The following is a 16,941-nucleotide window of genomic DNA, read 5'->3' as shown; positions in this document are numbered from 1 at the left end:
GGAATCCAAGCTCATTTTTTACATCTTATTTATGTGCAAGCTCATACTGTGAAATCTTATCCTCATAGTTTAAGGTAACGCCGATTTCATCCCAGCCGTTTAGCAGCATTTCTTTTGGATATGGAGCAATATCAAAAGTAAACTCTAACCCTTGATTATCTGTAACCACTTGGTCTTCTAGATTCACAGTAAGCGTGTACTCCTCTGATTCAGCTTTCTGCATAATACTTTGAATCTGTTCTTCACTTGCTTGAACGGTAAGGATGCCATTTTTCACGCAGTTATTTTTAAAAATATCCGCATAGCTTTGGGCAATAACGACTTTGAAGCCAAAATCTTGAATCGCCCACGGGGCATGTTCACGAGAGGAGCCGCAGCCAAAGTTTTCACCAGCTACTAAAATAGAGGCCCCCTGATATTTTGGATCATTCATGGGAAAATCCTTGCGAAGATTTCCCACATCATCAAAGCGCCAGTGATAAAATAAAAATTGCCCAAAACCGCTTCGTTCAATCCTTTTAAGGAATTGCTTCGGAATAATTTGGTCTGTATCAACATTACTCCGATTTAACGGACAAACAATTCCTGTATGAATACGTAATGGTTCCATTTATATTACCCCCTGAGCAGTGAACTGACGAACATCAACGAAGTGACCTGCAACAGCTGCAGCAGCTGCCATTTCAGGGCTGACAAGGTGGGTACGTGAACCGTTTCCTTGACGGCCTTCAAAATTCCGGTTAGAAGTGGAAGCACAGCGTCCGCCTGGAGGAACAATATCGTCATTCATCGCTAGACACATACTGCAGCCAGCCTCACGCCATTCAAAACCTGCTTCTATAAAGATTTGATCAATACCTTCTTTTTCTGCAGCCAATTTAACGCTAAAAGAGCCTGGGACAACTATTGCTTTTACCTTAGGATTAACTTTGTGCCCACGAATAACATCTGCTGCTTTGCGTAAATCACTCAAGCGAGAATTTGTACAAGAACCGATAAATACATGGTCAATTTCTACACTTGAAATCGGCTGGCCAGCTTCAAGACCCATATATTGAAGCGCGCGGGAAATTTCATCCTTTTTATTCGCTTTTTCTTCATCTTCTGGATTTGGAACAGAGGCAGTAATTGGGATACACATGCCTGGATTGGTTCCCCAAGTGACTTGTGGTTCCACTTCAGATGCTTCAATCTCAACCACGGCATCATAGTCGGCACCTTCATCGGTAGCAAGGGAACGCCATTTTGCAATTGCTTCCTCGAATTCCTCACCATTTGGTACATGACGACGGCCTTTCATATATTCAAAAGTAGTTTCATCCGGAGAAATCAAGCCTGCTCTTGCACCAGCCTCAATGGACATATTACAAACGGTCATACGCTCTTCCATTGAAAGGGAGCGAATCGCCTCACCTGTATATTCCATAACATAACCAGTTCCAAATTGAACGCCGAATTTACCGATAATCGCTAAGATTAAATCCTTTGCCGTTACGCCAGTTCCAAGCTTGCCATTTACTTTTACATTCATCGTTTTTGGAGGAGCTTGCCAAAGTGTTTGTGTTGCTAAGACATGTTCTACTTCACTTGTCCCAATTCCAAACGCTAGAGCACCAAATGCACCATGTGTAGAAGTATGACTATCACCACAAACGATTGTCTTTCCAGGTTGTGTCAGACCAAGCTCTGGACCAATGACGTGCACAATCCCATTATCTGGATGCTGACGATCAGAGAGTTCAACACCAAATTCCTGACAGTTTTCTTTTAATGTATCAATTTGTTTCTTTGAGACAGGATCTTTAATAACATTTCGGTCACGTGTTGAAACGTTGTGATCCATCGTCGCATAAGTAAGGTCAGGTCGGCGTACTTTTCTTCCGTTCATTCGTAATCCTTCAAATGCTTGAGGTGAGGTTACTTCATGAACAAGGTGCAAATCAATATAAAGTAAATCAGGTTTTCCTTCTTCTTGATGTACAACATGCTGCTCCCAAACTTTTTGAATAATATTTTTTGGTTTTTGCATAATGTCCTTCCTCACGTTTATAGATTTAGTAAAAAGTGGGAGGAGAAGCCGCTGGACCGGTAAGCCCAGCGGCTTCTTAATCGCCCCGTGAAATTATACGTAACAGTTCATGATACATTTTGACGCGTTTTGTGACTTAATATAATCGACAATGAGACGAGTCATTTCTACTGTGCCTACTTGTCTTCCTTCGGGAATATGAAGATCTGCGGTATAGAACCCAGCATCTAACACAGACTGGACAGCATCTTCAATTAATTGTGCCTCATCCTTTAATTGGAATGAGTAACGCAGCATTAGCGCTGTTGATAAGATCATTGCAGTTGGATTGGCAATACCTTTACCGGCGATGTCTGGTGCAGAGCCGTGGACAGGTTCATATAAACCAACGCCATCTTCACTCAGACTGGCTGATGCAAGCATTCCCAGTGAACCTGTTAGAACGGATGCTTCATCGCTAAGAATGTCACCGAACATGTTCTCTGTGACAATTACATCGAACTTAGTAGGATTTGTAATCAATTTCATGGCAGCGGCATCAACCAAGACATGTTCAACAACTACATCTGGATACTGAGCTTTCTTCTCTTCAACAATTTCGCGCCACATCTTACTTGATTCCAAGACATTTGCTTTATCAACAGAGGTTAGGTGTCCTCGCCGTCCTTGTGCCGCTTGGAATCCTTTGTCTACAATTCTTTCAATCTCTTTACGGGTATACGCAAGGGTATCAACCACCGTTTGGCCATTGTCACGGCGTTCACTTGGGGCACCGAAGTAAATCCCGCCTGTTAGCTCCCGGACAATCAATAAATCGCTTCCTGCAACAATTTCCTCTTTTAGTGGAGAAGCATGCAGTAGGTTTTTAAAACCTTTAATGGGTCTTAGATTTGCATATAAATCAAGGGCTTTGCGAATACCGAGTAATCCTCTTTCAGGGCGCAAATGGGAGGGGTTGTTATCCCATTTCGGGCCGCCAACTGCACCTAATAGTACAGCATCTGCCTGCTTACAGGCGTCAACTGTTGTTTCCGGCAGTGGAGTGCCGTATAGGTCAATGGCTGCCCCTCCGATCTCATGGGATTCGAAGCTAAAACTATGGTTAAATTCTTCAGCAATTGCATTCAATACATCTTTTGCAGAATTAATAACTTCTTTGCCGATCCCATCACCAGGTAGTAATACAATACGTTTTTTCATTCGAAGCAACCTCCTCATCATTTTTTAAATCGCCTTAAAAGTTTCTTAAGCTTGAGCTGTTTCTACTTGAACAACAGCTGTTTGGTTAAAAAATACTCGATTAACAGTATTCAAGAATGCTTTAGCAGAAGCCTCTAATACATCCTGTGCCGATCCGCGGCCGCTTACCTGTACGCCATCGACTGTCATTTTTACATGGACTTCAGCTAATGCATCTCGACCTTGACCAACTGAGTTTAATTTAAAATCAGTCAGATGGATTTCTTCCTTAATTAGCGCTTCTAATGTGTTCATTAATGCCTCAACGCTACCTGAACCGGTACGTGCTGTTTCTACTCGAACACCTTCAGGCGTGTTGAGCGCAACCGTAGCAGTAGGGAGGTTAGATGAACCATAATGAACTTGGAAAGCAAGAAGTTCATATTTTTTCACATCAACAACGGCCGTTTGGATATCCGTTAAAATGGTGAATAAATCTTCATCGGTCACTTCTTTTTTACGATCGGTAAGCTGTTTAAAAGCAGTAAAGGCTTCTTGCAGTTTTTCAGAAGATAAGATAAAGCCCATATTTTCGATCTTATCTTTAAATGCATGACGTCCGGAATGCTTACCAAGGACTAAATCATTTGATTGAATACCGACCATTTCAGGAGTAATAATTTCATAGGTTAAGGTATTTTTTAATACACCATCTTGATGAATTCCCGACTCATGAGCGAAGGCATTTTTTCCTACGACAGCTTTATTTCCAGGAACCATCATTCCTGTAAAGCGGCTGACAAGATCGCTCGTACGCTTGATTTCTTTTAAAACAAGATTCGTAGTAAAAGGGTATTTATCTTTTCTAATATTTAGAGCGACAGCTACTTCCTCAAGTGAGGCATTCCCAGCACGTTCACCAATTCCGTTGATCGTACCTTCGACCTGGGTAACACCGTTTTCGATGGCTGCAAGTGAATTGGCAACGGCCATTCCTAAATCATCATGACAATGGCACGATAATGAAACCTTGTGGATATTTGGAACGTTTTCTCTGATATACCGGAACATGTAACCATATTCTGCAGGAGTTGCATATCCTACAGTGTCAGGTAGATTAATGACGGTTGCTCCAGCGTCAATGACCTTTGTAATAATTTTTACAAGAAAATCAAGATCTGATCGTGATGCGTCTTCAGCAGACCATTCGATATGAGGGAATCTTTGTTTAGCATAGCTCACCATATCGACAGACGTTTGTATGACTTCCTCTGGTGTTTTGAACAATTTGTATTTCATATGAATAGGGGAGGTGGCAAGAAAAACGTGCAACCTTGGTTCTGCCGCATCTTTTAAAGCGTCCCACGCAATGTCAATGTCCGATTTTGTTGCTCTTGCCAGACCAGTAACAGAACTATTTTTAATCGCCCTGGCAATTGCTCTTACTGCCTCGAAATCTCCTTTGGAGGAAGCCGGAAAGCCGGCCTCCATAATGTCAACGCCAAACCGTTCAAGCTGTCTGGCAATTTCCAATTTTTCCAACTGGTTTAAATTAACACCAGGAGATTGTTCTCCATCGCGTAGTGTCGTATCAAAGATGTTAACGTGAACCATTTACCACCACTTCTTTCTTTTGATCTACTGGCTTTTTAATAAATGGCATTAACGCACGAAGCTCACGGCCAACTACTTCAATTTGGTGATTGTTTTCGCTGCGGTTGATTGCGTTAAATTGTGGACGGTTTGCTTGGTTTTCCAAAATCCAGCCCTTTGCAAATGAACCTGTTTGAATATCCTTTAAAATGTCTTTCATACGTGATTTTGTATCTTCGTTGACAACACGTGGTCCAGAAACGAAATCTCCCCATTGAGCTGTATCAGAGATAGAATAGCGCATGTTTTCTAATCCTCCTTCATATAGAAGGTCAACGATTAATTTTAATTCATGTAAACACTCAAAGTAAGCAACTTCAGGCTGATAACCAGCTTCTACAAGCGTTTCGAAACCAGCTTTGATTAGTGCAGTAGTACCACCGCAAAGAACTGCCTGTTCTCCGAATAAATCTGTTTCTGTTTCTTCTTGGAATGAAGTTTCCAATACACCTGCACGGGCAGAACCGATGCCTTTTGCATAAGCTAGTGCTAAGTCACGCGCTTGACCAGTGTAGTCTTGGTAAACTGCATATAATGCTGGAACACCTGCGCCTTCAGTATAGGTGCGTCGAACTAAATGTCCTGGTCCTTTAGGAGCAACTAGGAATACGTCTACGTCAGCTGGAGGAACGATTTGTGTAAAGTGAACGTTAAAGCCATGAGCAAAAACTAGTGAGTTACCAGCTTCTAGGTTAGGTTTGATGCTTTCTTCATATACCTTTGGCTGCATTTCATCAGGAAGTAGAACCATAACAACGTCAGCTTGTGCAGTTGCTTCTGCAACAGATGTAACTTCAACACCATCTTCAACTGCTTTATCCCAAGACTTTCCGCCTCTTAAACCAACAACAACATCAAAGCCACTTTCTTTTAAGTTAAGAGCATGTGCATGACCTTGTGATCCATAACCAATTACTGCAATCTTCTTTCCTTGTAAAACTGCCTCTTGAATATCCCCGTTATATAATACTTTAGCCATTATAATCATCCCTTCGAAAATGTTTATTTTATTTGAGAGTAGGTAGTTAACTCGTTAACTTGTGGTTGATGCCCTCGTAAAAAGGCGGTTAATCCTGTTCTAGCAATTTCTTTAATTCCATAAGGTCGAAGCAGTTCAATCAATGCATCAATTTTGTCTGGGCGGCCTGTAATCTGAATGGTTAAGCTGTCTTTGCTTACATCAATAATCAGGGCGCGGAATGGGTCGATAATGCCGCTAATTTCGCTGCGAAGCTGTGAGCTGCCCGCCACTTTAATTAAAGCAAGCTCACGTGCGACAATGGCTTTATCCGTAATATCGGAAACCTTTAAAACATCAATTTGTTTGTTTAGTTGCTTGGTAACTTGCTCGAGCCGCTGCTCATCCTCGACTTCAACCACTAGGGTCATTTTTGAAATTCCATCCGTTTCAGTTGGACCAACTGAGATGCTTGAAATATTGAATTGTCTTCTTTGCAATAAACCAGTGACTCGATTTAAGACACCACTTCGGTCTTGCACAGTTAAAGAAATAATGCGTTTCATGATGGTTTCACCCCAATCATTTCGTGTATACCTTTGCCTGGAGCAATCATTGGGAAGACTTTTTCCTGCTGAAGCACGCGGCAATCTAGTAAAACAGGACCATCATAAGCAAATACTTCAGGAAGCTTTGTGATTAATTCTTCTTGGCTTTCAATCTTTAATCCTCTGATATGATAGGCCTCAGCAAGCTTCACAAAATCTGGCTGCGTATGCAGGATCGACTCCGAAATACGGTTGCCATGTAATAATTCCTGCCATTGTCGAACCATACCTAGGGCACCGTTATTGACAATGATGATCTTGACTGGAAGTTTCTGTTCATAGATGACGGATAACTCTTGTAAAGTCATCTGGAAACCAGCGTCACCGACAATAGCTACCACTGTGCTACTAGGAGAAGCCATTTGTGCTCCAATCGCAGCAGGGAAGCCGAAGCCCATTGTTCCAAGCCCACCGGAAGTAACCCAGCGATGTGGTTTTTCAAAATTGTAATACTGAGCTGCCCACATTTGATGCTGACCAACGTCCGTTGTAACAACAGCATCTCCATTTGTTACTTTATGAATGGCTTCAATCAGCCATTGTGGAGACATTCCATTTGGATCGTGCTTATACCATAATGGGAATTCATCTTTATACTTATTTAGTGTCTCTAACCAAACTGCAGTTTCAGGTGATTCTACGGTCTGATTCATTAATTCAACCAATGCTTCTTTTGAATCTGAAACAATTGGAATTTGAGTAGGTACATTTTTTCCTATTTCAGCAGGGTCAATATCAATATGGGCAACCTTAGCTGTTGGTGCAAAGTGCTTTAAATTCCCTGTGAGACGATCATCAAAACGGGCTCCAATATTAATAAGTAAATCTGCGTTATATATAGCCATGTTGGCTGTATATGTTCCATGCATACCGCCCATCCCAAGAGAGAGAGGATTGTTTGCTGGAAATGTTCCTAACCCAAGTAGAGTGGTTACAACTGGAATCTTGTGTTTCTCGGCAAATGCCGTTAATTCTGTAGACGCTTTTCCGTGTAAAATTCCAGCACCAGCAAGAATAACCGGCTTTTTTGATTTTGTTATTGCGTCAGCTAGTTTCTTAATCTGAAGCGGATTTGGTTTTGTTGTCGGCTGATATCCTGGAAGATCGATCGTTCCTTCTTCAGGGGTATCGAATAATTCTCCAGCAGAAATATCTTTTGGAACATCGATTAGCACCGGACCTGGTCGGCCTGTAGAAGCTATATGAAAGGCTTCTTTTACAATCCTAGGTAAATCGGAAATGTCTTGCACTTGGTAATTATGTTTCGTGATGGGTGTAGTAATGGCCATAACGTCTGCTTCCTGAAATGCATCTGTTCCGATGACACCTCGTGCAACCTGACCAGTGAAGATCACTAGTGGTAAAGAATCCATCATTGCATCTGTAATTCCAGTAACCAAGTTGGTAGCTCCAGGACCTGAAGTTGCTATCACGACACCAGGTTTACCAGTGATACGGGCATAACCTTCAGCCGCATGGATACTTCCTTGCTCGTGACGGAAAAGGACGTGCTTAATGGTGTCTCTGGCACGATAAATCGCGTCATATATTGGTAGAACCGCACCTCCTGGATACCCAAACAGCGTATCCACTCCTTCATTAATTAACAAATCAATGAGCAGGTCTGCACCTGTTTTTGGCGCCGTACTGGTTTGGAAGTTTGGCTTTGCTTCTACTTTCACCTTGTAATCCCTCCTTGTAGGTATTTTAATTTTTTAAAAAATAAACCAAGATATAGTCTGGGAATAGTAAAAAAAGGCCTATCCCTCTCCGAATAAACTGCAGTCACAAAATCAAAAGCAGAATATATCGGGGAGAAATGGCCTTCCATTTCTCGGTACCACCCGTTTTTACAGTATCCTCACGAATACTGTCTCTTGAAGCGACTAAAAGATACCTAACCGCTTCTTTTGGTAACAGGTGCTCAAAGAGAACACCTGATTGAGCCTAATAAGAATGACTGTTCAGCTCAATACTCAGGGAGGATGTCGGAATAAGGTGTATTACTGGGCTTCCAGCAACCCCAGCTCTCTGAAAATACATGATCTTATTCCTTTATTCCCGTCATCGATTTTTACTATTAATTTTTCAAATCTACTGCAAGGTCTTTAACCTCGGCGATTAAAAGGGAGCCTAAACCCTAGGTAGGTTAAAGTAACAGCAATTAATTATATAGATTAATTTTAAAATTTCATTATCCCGCCAGTATTAGCGGAGGTAACTAACTTTGCATATTTTGCTAGATAGCCAGTTTTGATTTTTGGCTCTGGTTTTTGCCAGAGTCGACGTCTTTCTGTGAGAACCTCGTCATCAACGAGCAATTCAATTGTTCGGGCCAGAAGGTCAATTAGGATCTTATCACCATTTTCAACGAGAGCAATCGGTCCGCCTTCAGCAGCTTCTGGTGAAATGTGTCCAATTGATATTCCGCGGCTGGCACCTGAGAAGCGGCCATCCGTGATTAATGCAACTTCTTTACCTAAGCCACGACCCATAATTGCAGAGGTAGGGGCCAGCATTTCTGGCATTCCAGGTCCGCCTTTTGGGCCCTCATATCGGATTACAACGACGTGACCCGCTTTAACTGTGCCGTTATTAATGTTTTCTTGTGCTTCCTCTTGTGATTCAAAAACAATTGCTTCACCAAGAAAGGTTGTAATCGATGGATCTACAGCACCAACTTTGATAACACCGCCATCTGGAGCAATGTTCCCATATAGGATGGATAGTCCACCAACAGGGCTATACGGGTTATCTTTTGGACGAATGACTCTTTCATCTGTGATTGTTGCTTCTTTCACATTTTCTTCAAGAGTTTTTCCTGTAATCGTCATGCAATCTCTATGGAGTGCGCCATCTACCTTGAAAAGTTCGTTAAGAATAGCACTGACACCACCAGCATTATGAACATCCGACATAGAATAATCGGAAGCAGGCATAATTTTTGCAAGGTATGGGACTCTTTCGGCAATCTTATTAATTTCACGTAAATCATATTCAATTCCAGCTTCATGGGCAATCGCCAATGTATGAAGGACTGTATTCGTTGAGCCACCCATCGCCATATCAAGTGCAAAGGCGTTATCGATTGCTTCGCGAGTAATAATATCTCGTGGACGAATATCATTTTTTACTAATTCAACCAAATGTCTGGCTGCTTGACGGATGAGCTCGTGTCTTTCATCAGATGTAGCTACAATCGTTCCGTTACCTGGAACGGTCATTCCTAAAACTTCCATTAGACAATTCATTGAGTTTGCTGTGAACATTCCAGAGCATGATCCACAAGTAGGGCAGGCATTTGTTTCAATATCGAGTAATTCCTTTTCTGACATCGTACCACTATGGTAAGCACCGACCCCTTCAAATACAGAGGTAAGGGAAAGATTCTTTCCAGTTGTTGGTGAAACACCTGCTTCCATTGGTCCTCCTGATACAAAAACAGAAGGGACATTGGTTCTGGCTGCTGCCATTAACATACCCGGTGTGATTTTGTCACAGTTGGGAATGTAGAATACACCATCGAACCAGTGAGCATTAATAACGGTTTCTGCACTATCAGCAATAATTTCACGGCTTGGGAGCGAGTAACGCATACCAATATGTCCCATCGCAATACCGTCATCGACACCAATCGTGTTAAATTCAAATGGTATTCCGCCAGCTTCACGTATCGCTGCTTTTACGATTTCACCGAAATGATTAAGGTGTTTATGTCCTGGGATAATTTCAATAAAAGAGTTGCAGACACCGATAAATGGTTTTTCTAAGTCCTTCACTGTTACCCCTGTTGCATATAATAGACTTCGGTGGGGAGCACGATCAATTCCCTTTTTAATCATATCGCTTCGCATTTTTTAATCTCCTAACTGACAATTGCGTGGTTTGTAGATTCAGGATAACAAGCCACTCCGTCTGTTGTTACGATTTTTCTAAATTCTTCTAATAGGTCGTTTGTAACGTTTCCTGGTTTACCATCACTAATTTGACGTCCATCGACATTAATAACTGCAATGACTTCAACTGCTGTTCCAGTTAAGAACACCTCATCAGCAACATAAACATCGTGACGAGTGAATGGAGATTCTTTAACTTCGTAGCCTTTCGCGCTTGCCACATCAATGATAGCATTTCGAGTAATTCCTTCTAACGCCCCCAAGTAAACGGGGGGAGTATAGATTACCCCACTTTTCACGATGAAAATATTATCTGCTGAACCTTCTGTTACATAGCCTTGATCGTTTAGCATTAGTGCTTCTTCTACACCAGCTTGAGTAGCTTCTAATTTAACTAGAATATTATTTAAATAATTAAGTGATTTAATTTGAGGACTTAGAACATCTGGGCGATTTCTTCTACTTGGTACAGATGCAATTTTGATTCCTCGATCGTAATATTCCTGAGGAAACATTTTCAACTCCTCAGCGATTATAATAACGCTTGGTTTCGAGCAGGAGGAAGGGTCCAGTCCGAGGTTTCCTTTACCTCGTGAGACAACAACACGAATATAGGCGCTGTCCAGTTCATTTTTTCTGATCGTATCGACAATCAATTGCGTCATTTCTTCCTTTGAATAAGGAATTTTCAGCATAATGGATTGTGCTGATTCGTACAGTCTTTTTAGGTGGGCATCGAGTCGAAAGACGTTTCCGCTATAAACACGAATGCCTTCAAATACTCCATCTCCATATAAAAAACCATGGTCAAAAACTGAAACTACAGCATCCTCTTTCCTGACGTATTCTCCGCCAAGGAATATCCATTGACTTCCCAACCTAACCACTCCTTTTAGTCATAAAACACTTTAGATAGTCGAAAATTAAATGTAAATAACATCTATGCCATATCTCCTATGTATGGATGACAGAAGGCATGTTTAATTGTAAGAATATTTAATGCAAATTATATTTTCAGTAATCTTACACCCAATCCAAATTTGGGTCAACAATAAAATCTGACAATTCAAATAAATTGAGTTTATTGTTAGCGTTTCCATTCCTGTCATATTAAGGTTGGGGGTGAATAAAAATAGTGAAAAAATTTTTTTTTAAGTTTCAAAAGAAGGGTGAAAAGGAGGTATTTTACGCGCGGTTTCTACTATAGTGGACTGATAAATAGCTTGGTTTTATTAGAGAATCCATACAAAAGAAAAGACAATTAGTTTTCTACAATATCTATCACTACTACCTATTGTTTTTTTGAGAGCGAATTCATAAGTAGATAATGGCTATCTTCATAATTGTCAGGTTTTGAATACGATAGGTGGAAAACTAGTAATTTTAAAAACTGGTTTTTATATACTTCTTTCTTTATAGAAGGAAGTCTACTTTCAGGTAGCATCTCTAGCCGGGAAAGAGTAGAGGTTTCGAGCATCCTCGCATTTATCGCCAATAGACAGATTGCATTCACAAATGGAAATTGAGCTTTTTCCTTCAAATATAAGGAACCTGTATGTGACCCGTGTGATTCTACAAGTAGTTGGCGAAGTACCCCGATACCCCTTTTCTACTTTGAAAAGGGGAGTGAAAGGTGAAATTAAGCATTTAGCTTTGTCTTTGGATTTAGTATCGTTTTTTCCATTTTCACCATTTCAGGGTAACCATAGCTTCCGTGCTCGCTCATATCAAGACCGATAATTTCTTCTTCTTCGGTCACACGCAAGCCATTCATCACTGCCTTCATAATTGTTAATAGGATGAAGGATACAATAAAAGCAAATACGCCACTGCTGACTACACCTAATGCTTGAACTCCAAGCTGGTGCAGGCCGCCGCCATAGAATAATCCTGGCTGCCCAACGGTTGCTAATTCTGGTGTTGCAAAAAATCCAGTAGACAGCGTTCCCCATATACCAGCCGTTCCGTGAACGGACAAGGCAGCAATTGGATCATCAATTTTTCTACTTTCGAAGAAACGAATGCTATAAAATACCAGGATACCAGAGATGAACCCAATTAGAACTGCAGCCCATGTGTCGACAAAGGCGCAGGAAGCGGTAATCGCTACTAAACCTGCTAACGCACCGTTAAGCATCATTGGAACATCCGCTTTCCCCATTACCATCCAAGTAATTATCATCGCTGCGATAACGCCGGCTCCGGCAGCTAAGTTGGTATTTAGTGCTACGAAGCCGAAGAATGCAGCGTCAACAGAAACCGTACTGCCTGCATTAAATCCAAACCAGCCAACCCATAAAATTAACACGCTAAGTGCAGTAAATACTTGGTTATGACCTGCTAGATTGTTTGCGGAACCATCTTTATTGTATTTTCCAATCCGAGGCTTAAGGACTAAAGTAGCTGCAAGAGCTGCCATCGCTCCTGTTAAATGGACAACTGTAGAACCAGCAAAGTCCTGCTTCCCATGTTCTGCTAACCAGCCGCCGCCCCAAATCCAGTGGGCGATAGGCGGATAAACAATCACGGAGAATAGTACGGCGAATACAAGGTATGCTCCTAATTTTGCTCTTTCTGCAAAACCTCCAAATGCAATCGTTAAGGATATACCAGCAAAGGCTAATTGGAATAAAAAGTATACGGAACCGGAAAGTGCTAGACCATCGATGTCATACCCAGAGTAAAAGAAGTCCGAAAGTCCGATAAGTGGATTTCCTTTGCCGAAGATTAACCCATAACCTACTGCCCAAAATACGATAGAAGAGATGCCAAAGGTAAGGATTGTTTTCCCGGCGATATGTCCGGCATTTTTCATTCGGGTTGATCCCGTTTCTAGAAGGATAAAACCTCCAATCATTAGAATGACAAGTACTGCCCCAACCATTACCCATAAGCTATTCATTAAGAATAAAGTATCCATCATTTCTCCCCCTTTTAGTTTGTGATAATCTTCTTGAGATTCTGTGTATTTGTATTTTTACATGGATTTAGTGAGGATTCTACAATTGAGTGAGGTTTCCTGACATAGTATTTGAAAACTCAATTAGGAGCTGGAGGATTTGTTCTTAAGAAGAGCGCTTGAGGACAAAACAAATGAAGCATCAAGGAGGATTTGTCCTCAATAACGGTCCAACATGCACCTTTAACGCAGCCTAAACAAAAAAATCCATCCTCCTAATTAAGAAGATGGGCCTTTTCGTATACCAAATTGTGCATTCAATTGTCCTTGGATCATCTTTCTTCGAATATCCTCTTGATTATGTTTCTTCTGAGCCCGTAGCATTTCTTTTCTAATTTCGTGGGTCTGAACCCCATCTTCGATCTTGTTGGCAATTTCAACTAATAACTCAACATCTGCGAATGAATATTTTCGGCTTCCACCTGAAGATCTTTCGGGGAAAATTAGTTTGCGTTCTTCATAATAGCGTATTTGCCTCTCTGAAAGCCCAGTGAGATCCCTGACAATCCCAATGGTTATCACTTTCTTATCTTTATAGGAAAAATCGTTTGTCATTATTGCTCTCACTCCTCTTTTATTTATTTTATTAGAATTTAGAATATTTACAATACTATATGTCAGATTATCTGACATCGATTTAGATTTTAGCCTGCCTTTTTATATAAAAAGAACCGAGCGCATGGCCCGGTTCTTTGGTTATCTTAAAATTCTCCATCAAATGGAGTGAATGCGATGTTAAGTCTTCTTTCGACTTGGCGCAGGCGTTGATTGACACGTTGAAGGCGACGTTGAAGTTGATTGATTTCTCTTTCTTGCAGTTGATTTTGTCTTTCAAGCTGATTGACTCTGCGCTCCAGTTGTTGTGGCTGTCTATCTGGATCATACGGGTCAAACTGATCTTGTGGTGAATACAGGTCTTGCTGGGCATAAGGATCATACATATTGTAATCATACTGTACTGGCGGTGCTTGATAATGGCCATAAGGATACATGGGGCAACTCTCCCTTTTGATTTAATACCCTATAGATTATGTAGGTATGAGCGGAGAGTGTGGGCAGCTGCCTAGACAGCTCTTTACTCGGGGAAAAAAGTCGCATAGGAATTTCTTGTTCGTCAACCTTTGGATCATCTGTGTATAAAGAAGAATAATGACGACAAACATTTTTTATCTCTTCAATTCAGACTCGATTGAGTCATTATTTCTATATTGTTTTTTAGTCACTCTAATATAGTAAATTAGTAAAGTTATCTTAATAAAAGATTGAATAAGTAATCAAAAAAAGTTATAATCATTTATATTCTAAAAATTACAAATGTTTTAAAGATTAATTTTTTTACAAAAACATTAGGGGGATAAAAATGAAGAAGATTAAACTTTTAACAACGCTCATGGTCATGGCATTCATGTTAATTCTCACTGCCTGTGGTTCAAGTGAAACGAGTGGTAATGGATCAAATTCTGACAAGGAGAAAAAACTCCGCGTTGTAACGGACGCAGCATATGCACCTTTTGAGTATCAGGATAAAGGAGAAATTGTTGGATTTGATATTGATTTAGTTAAAGCAGTAGCGAAAGAAGCTGGATATGAAGTTGATATTGCTCATACTGGCTGGGATCCAATTTTCGTAGAGTTAGATAAGAAAATTGCCGATATCGGTATTTCATCCATTACGATTAATGACGAGCGTAAGAAAACCTATGAATTCTCTGTGCCATATTTTTTATCTACAAATAAAATCATGGTACCAGAAGGAAGCGCTATCAAAACTGCTGAAGATTTAAAAGACAAAAAAGTGGCTGTTCAAAATGCAACAACTGGACAGGAAGCAGTCGAAGGTCTTCTTGGTAAAAATAGTGACCAGATAAAAAAGTTTGAAAACAATAATTTAGCTATTCTTGAGCTTAAGGCTGGTGGAGCAGACGCTGTTGTCGCAGATAATACTGTTATCGAAGAATATGCAAAAAATAATCCGAATGATAAATTTATCATCATTGAAGATAAGGGTGCATTTGACCAGGAATTTTATGGAATGATGTTTGTAAAAGGAAGCAAGATAAGAGCTGATTTTAATAAGGCATTAAATGAGATATTGGATAATGGCACATATGCTGAAATCTATAAAAAATGGTTTAAGGTTGATCCAAATATCCAAATCTTAAAAGACCAACAATAAGTGAAAAAATTGCGTAACTCATAAAACCTGCAGTTACGCAATTTTTGGTTTTATATTAATCTTACAAAATTAATACAGAGGGACACGTAGTAATAGGGGGATTTTTATGGGGATACAATGGGATATTTTAGCAGAATACGCACCCTTTTTTCTAAAGGGGACACTGCTGACAATTGGACTTTCGTTGGCTGGTATATTAATAGGAACAGTACTTGGATTGTTTATCGGATTAGGAAAAATGATGAAAAATAAATTCATATCCTTGCCGTTTGGCATTTATATTACTATTTTCCGTGGTACACCAATGCTCGTACAAATTATGTTAATTCATTTTGCGGTAGTACCCCTGTTTACTGGAGGGACGAATGCGATTGCGGCAACCATTTTGACGCTGTCATTAAATTCTGCAGCCTACATAGCTGAAATTTTCCGTGCAGGTATTCAATCGATTGATAAGGGGCAAATGGAAGCTTCCCGTTCTCTCGGAATGACTCATGTCCAAGCTATGCGTTATGTTATTCTTCCACAAGCGTTTAAACGAATGATTCCACCATTAGGCAATGAATTTATTGTCTTAATAAAAGAATCTTCACTCGCTTCGATCGTCGCAGCTCCCGAACTTATGTATTGGGGACGAGCCATGCAAGGTCAATATTTCCGCGTATGGGAGCCATATATCACAGCAGCAATTATTTATCTATTATTAACTGTATCCTTAAGCTTCTTATTGAGTCGTCTTGAAAGGAGGCTGTCAACAGAATGATCGAAGTGAAAAATTTAAAAAAGTCGTTTGGAACAAATGAAGTGTTAAGAGACATAAATGTTACTGTTAAACCGCAAGAGGTAGTCGTGGTTATTGGTCCATCAGGTTCAGGGAAATCTACATTCTTGCGCTGTATTAATCTCTTAGAATCGATTACTGATGGTCATGTCTATATTGAAGGAATTGATATTACCGACAAGAAGTCAGATATTAATAAAGTTCGAACAGAAGTGGGAATGGTCTTTCAGCAGTTTAATCTTTTCCCACATAAAAAGGTTATCGAAAATATCATGCTAGCGCCCATGAAGGTAAGAAATATTTCTGCAGGAGAAGCAAGAAAAAAAGGGCTGGCATTGTTAAAGAAAGTAGGATTAGAGGATAAAGCAGAGGCGTTTCCAGATTCCTTGTCAGGAGGACAGAAGCAGCGTGTTGCGATTGCAAGAGCGCTAGCAATGGAACCAAAAATCATGCTGTTTGATGAACCGACTTCGGCACTCGACCCTGAAATGGTCGGCGAAGTTTTGGAGGTAATGAAACAGCTTGCTAAAGAGGGCATGACGATGGTGGTAGTAACCCATGAAATGGGCTTTGCCAAGGAAGTAGGGGACCGCGTAATTTTTATGGATGGCGGATTCATCGTTGAAGAAAATACTCCTAGTGAATTATTTGATCATCCAAAAGGAGATCGAACAAAAGCATTTTTGAGTAAAGTTTTATAGG

16 protein-coding genes and 1 other annotated feature are annotated in these 16,941 nt (G+C 40.5%); of the genes, 3 read left to right on the top strand and 13 right to left on the bottom strand.

The window, feature by feature from the left end:
• Positions 1 to 25: 25 nt before the first annotated feature.
• The 13 genes from leuD to BLR86_RS09535 all read right to left on the bottom strand — a co-directional run bounded on the left by leuD (position 26) and on the right by BLR86_RS09535 (position 14,274).
• A complete protein-coding gene (gene leuD / locus BLR86_RS09595) occupies positions 26 to 610 on the bottom strand; it encodes a 3-isopropylmalate dehydratase small subunit (protein ID WP_090760713.1) in 585 nt (194 codons plus the stop codon).
• A complete protein-coding gene (gene leuC, locus BLR86_RS09590) occupies positions 611 to 2,029 on the bottom strand; it encodes a 3-isopropylmalate dehydratase large subunit (RefSeq protein ID WP_090760711.1) in 1,419 nt (472 codons plus the stop codon).
• Positions 2,030 to 2,122: 93 nt separating this feature from the next.
• Entirely contained in the window at positions 2,123 to 3,229 is a 1,107-nt protein-coding gene (leuB, locus tag BLR86_RS09585) for a 3-isopropylmalate dehydrogenase (RefSeq protein ID WP_090760709.1), read from the bottom strand.
• 45 nt (positions 3,230 to 3,274) lie between these two features.
• The gene (locus tag BLR86_RS09580; RefSeq protein ID WP_090760707.1) at positions 3,275 to 4,822 is read right to left on the bottom strand and encodes a 2-isopropylmalate synthase; all 1,548 of its coding nucleotides are present in this window, start codon (positions 4,820 to 4,822) and stop codon (positions 3,275 to 3,277) included.
• A complete protein-coding gene (ilvC, locus tag BLR86_RS09575) occupies positions 4,809 to 5,840 on the bottom strand; it encodes a ketol-acid reductoisomerase (RefSeq protein ID WP_090760704.1) in 1,032 nt (343 codons plus the stop codon). Before ilvC ends, BLR86_RS09580 begins: the two co-directional genes overlap by 14 nt.
• Positions 5,841 to 5,863: 23 nt before the next feature.
• A complete protein-coding gene (gene ilvN, locus BLR86_RS09570; RefSeq protein WP_090760702.1) occupies positions 5,864 to 6,385 on the bottom strand; it encodes an acetolactate synthase small subunit in 522 nt (173 codons plus the stop codon).
• Positions 6,382 to 8,109 carry an acetolactate synthase large subunit gene (gene ilvB / locus BLR86_RS09565; protein WP_090760701.1) on the bottom strand — a complete coding sequence of 576 codons (1,728 nt, stop codon included), beginning with the start codon at positions 8,107 to 8,109 and terminating at the stop codon, positions 6,382 to 6,384. Before ilvB ends, ilvN begins: the two co-directional genes overlap by 4 nt.
• A 125-nt stretch (positions 8,110 to 8,234) precedes the next feature.
• Positions 8,235 to 8,504, bottom strand: a binding site (T-box leader).
• A gap of 106 nt (positions 8,505 to 8,610) precedes the next feature.
• Positions 8,611 to 10,281: a dihydroxy-acid dehydratase gene (gene ilvD / locus BLR86_RS09560; protein WP_090760699.1), complete on the bottom strand. Its 1,671-nt coding sequence runs from the start codon at positions 10,279 to 10,281 to the stop codon at positions 8,611 to 8,613.
• A gap of 11 nt (positions 10,282 to 10,292) precedes the next feature.
• Positions 10,293 to 11,201 (bottom strand): branched-chain-amino-acid transaminase, encoded by a 909-nt coding sequence (ilvE, locus tag BLR86_RS09555; protein ID WP_090760697.1) that lies wholly within the window; start codon positions 11,199 to 11,201, stop codon positions 10,293 to 10,295.
• Between the two features lie 413 nt (positions 11,202 to 11,614).
• The gene (locus tag BLR86_RS26945; protein ID WP_090760695.1) at positions 11,615 to 11,923 is read right to left on the bottom strand and encodes a putative nucleotidyltransferase substrate binding domain-containing protein; all 309 of its coding nucleotides are present in this window, start codon (positions 11,921 to 11,923) and stop codon (positions 11,615 to 11,617) included.
• A gap of 39 nt (positions 11,924 to 11,962) precedes the next feature.
• Positions 11,963 to 13,243 (bottom strand): ammonium transporter, encoded by a 1,281-nt coding sequence (locus tag BLR86_RS09545; RefSeq protein ID WP_090760693.1) that lies wholly within the window; start codon positions 13,241 to 13,243, stop codon positions 11,963 to 11,965.
• 258 nt (positions 13,244 to 13,501) lie between these two features.
• Positions 13,502 to 13,837, bottom strand: coding sequence for a MerR family transcriptional regulator (locus BLR86_RS09540; RefSeq protein ID WP_090760691.1), 336 nt, complete (start codon positions 13,835 to 13,837; stop codon positions 13,502 to 13,504).
• A 146-nt stretch (positions 13,838 to 13,983) separates the two neighbouring features.
• Complete coding sequence (locus BLR86_RS09535) at positions 13,984 to 14,274, bottom strand: hypothetical protein (RefSeq protein ID WP_090760689.1); 291 nt, start codon at positions 14,272 to 14,274, stop codon at positions 13,984 to 13,986.
• Between the two features lie 368 nt (positions 14,275 to 14,642).
• On the opposite strand from BLR86_RS09535, the gene BLR86_RS09530 reads away from it, so the two are divergent.
• The 3 genes from BLR86_RS09530 (at position 14,643) to BLR86_RS09520 (ending at position 16,940) form a co-directional block, all read left to right on the top strand.
• Entirely contained in the window at positions 14,643 to 15,458 is an 816-nt protein-coding gene (locus tag BLR86_RS09530) for a basic amino acid ABC transporter substrate-binding protein (protein WP_090760687.1), read from the top strand.
• Between the two features lie 106 nt (positions 15,459 to 15,564).
• Complete coding sequence (locus BLR86_RS09525; protein ID WP_090760685.1) at positions 15,565 to 16,221, top strand: amino acid ABC transporter permease; 657 nt, start codon at positions 15,565 to 15,567, stop codon at positions 16,219 to 16,221.
• Entirely contained in the window at positions 16,218 to 16,940 is a 723-nt protein-coding gene (locus tag BLR86_RS09520; RefSeq protein ID WP_090760683.1) for an amino acid ABC transporter ATP-binding protein, read from the top strand. Before BLR86_RS09525 ends, BLR86_RS09520 begins: the two co-directional genes overlap by 4 nt.
• Position 16,941 lies beyond the last annotated feature (1 nt).

The organism is Bacillus sp. OK048, assembly GCF_900103525.1.
Lineage (GTDB): Bacteria > Bacillota > Bacilli > Bacillales > Cytobacillaceae > Neobacillus.
Note: the sequence above shows the minus strand (reverse complement) of the source record. Positions and strands in the feature narration are given on the sequence as shown.